Below are 2,523 nucleotides of genomic sequence, written 5' to 3' on the forward strand. Positions count from 1 at the left end.
TTCCCGTAAATCAGATTTTTGCCTTCCATTTAGCACTTCAAGAAGAAAGGTACAATAGATGCAGCAGCCAAGTTTCGCAATAGGATGCGCATGGGTCAGGCTAGAAACATTTTGAATTACCTCAAAGGCTGCGTCCAAGCTCTCTTCATTTTCCAGCATATTCGCCCCGAACTTTTTTTGAAGATATAATACAATCGGGCTGATTCGCATAAGGGAGCCATTTCCGTTTTGGTTGATTCTTTTTCCACCGCATTCAATGGCAGGAATTCCTTTTCTAAACTTGAAGATGGCCACAGAGCAGGTCTGGCCCATGTCAAAGGCTCGTTTTTCCGGCGTATATTTGTTGTCAAAAAGCCAGGACTCAAAGCGTTTCATAATGTCCGTATAGTCAATTTCTTTTCCTAGAGCCATTGTATCTGCAAGACTGTCCGCAAGTGCAAGCGTCATGCTTGTGTCATCCGTCCACGTGCCTGTCGGTTTGTTGTATGTGCCGTGCCCCACCATATCGGTGATGTTCAACAACAATTTTTTTACGTCCCCGCGTTCAAAAAATTGCACAGGACATCCTGCAGCATCTCCAATAGCCACTCCGTAGATAATATTTTTAACTGCATCTTTTCCGTTCATTTTTGTTTTCCCTTCCTAAAGAAATAATATATTGCGTAGCAAGCAAATTCAAGACAGATCCCAGAACCGCCTTTCAGTCACTTTTGATTTACATGCTTTTTCAAGAGCATTTATCGGCACTATCAAATCTTCACATTGCCTCCTAGAATGGAATATCATAATAATTTCTATAAGAAACGTTAAGACCGTGCCGCTCATGCCATTTTGAAAGAACGGCTTTTTCTTCGCCGGTGGGCTCAGAATTTCGGTCAATCAGTTCCTGCACGATTTTGTTTTTGTACACCTCAATGCAGATTTTATACTCCCCGTCTTTGGTGGCATAAACAATCGTACAGTCTTTTTGCTCAACGCTTTCCGCATAGCTTGCCACGCAGTTGTGAAGTGCCGTTCCGATTTCGCACATCTGTATGTTCGATTTCGGAAGCCTGAAAGAATAGCCGTCGATGTCGTCCTCAAGATTTTTCTGCTCGCCCGTGTATTTAAAAGTGATGTTGCGATTTTCCGCGCTGTAAGAAATTTTTGCAAGTGCATCATGATTGAAGCGGGTGAATCCGTCTTCAAGAATATCCTTTCGCAATTCTTCCGGCACATGGCGAAAATATTCCTGGAACATGCAGAGAGCATCGTCCTTCATGTAAGGATCTACATCCTCGCTTTTTCTGAGAAGCGTGTTTATCGTGGCAATCTCGCCCCGCTTTTTTATGCTGTATTTTGAGAAGAAAATAAGGGCTTTTCGGTCAAGGTATCTGATTTCTTCCCGATTTTCTTCGCTTTCGATTACGCGGTTGTACAAATTGATGTCGCGGAAGCCTGAATCATGCATCCGCATACACAAGAGAAGAATCGTTGGATGCTCGACAAAAACTTTCCGCAAAACCCGGTGATTTTTAATGTGAGCTTTTTTCAAAAACTTGTTGAAAACTTCCGTGTCAGTCCGCTCATAGTTTAAGGAGAATTTTAACTCATGCAACTCACGGCTCATAAGAACTGCGTAAAGTTTTGGCTCACAAGGAAGCATCGTAAGCACATACATTTCAGAAAGATAACAAGGCTTGGCATTCTCTTCGCTCAAATATCTGCTTGTAGTTGGAGTTTCTGAAAGCCCTGTGAATTTCTTCGCAAGGGCCGAGAGTTTTTTGTACGCTTCAAAAAGCACGCTCTCTGGATAAAAATAAAATTCCAGATTTCCGAGGAACTGCAGGATTCTTTGATGCCGTTCAAAAGGCAAAAGCTCTTTTTTGCTGTTTGAATTCAGCCGCCAGGGTTCAGAATCTTCTTTTTTCTCAGGATTTCCACCTGATTCAAAAGAAAAGGAAATCTTGCCGTTTTTCATGTCAAAAAAAATCGTTTCCGCAATAAAACCTGAAGCTTCCTGCAAATCTTCCGGCAGACTCGAAGAATACACAGGAAATGCAGATTCAACATGCCGATTCAAGTAATCTCTTCCTTCAAGCTCTTTTCGCGCAAATGTTTTAAAAGTCAACGAGAGCGTGAGATTTTCTTCATCAACGCAAATTTCTGCAGCAAAATAATCTTTCTGGCTGTTGTTCGAGTCCTTAAAATTCCGCGAGTTAAAAAAATAACGGCTTTCTTCTTTTTGCCATGCGCAATAATCAGCCATTTCACAGGGAGAAAGGTCTTCGATTGCAAGACCGTCATCACCAGAAAGAACGCCATTGCCGGTAAAACGAGGCTTTGCAGGCTTAATAGGAAATTCCACGAATTCAGCCGGAAGAATTTCTTCACTTTCTTCTGGAATTGAGCCCGCTTTTTCCCAGATATTTTTTGACCAGTCAAAAATAACAGTGTCTGGAACAAATTGATTTTTGAACCGCACAGGGATTATTTTCTTTTCATTTTCGCTCTGAATAAAATCAGCAGTACCAAGTTTTCTAT

At 41.7% G+C, this 2,523-nt stretch carries 2 protein-coding genes; both read right to left on the reverse strand.

Features of this window, described 5'->3' with window-relative positions:
• The coding region (locus B2089_RS10260; RefSeq protein ID WP_296687157.1) for an ADP-ribosylglycohydrolase family protein at positions 1 to 627 on the reverse strand (627 nt) is incomplete at its 3' end.
• Between the two features lie 142 nt (positions 628 to 769).
• Positions 770 to 2,523 (reverse strand): PcfJ domain-containing protein (locus B2089_RS10265; RefSeq protein WP_296687160.1); only part of this gene is annotated, 1,754 nt, incomplete at its 5' end.

It is taken from the genome of Treponema sp. UBA3813, from assembly GCA_002368605.1.
In the GTDB taxonomy this organism is placed as follows: Bacteria; Spirochaetota; Spirochaetia; order Treponematales; family Treponemataceae; genus Treponema_D.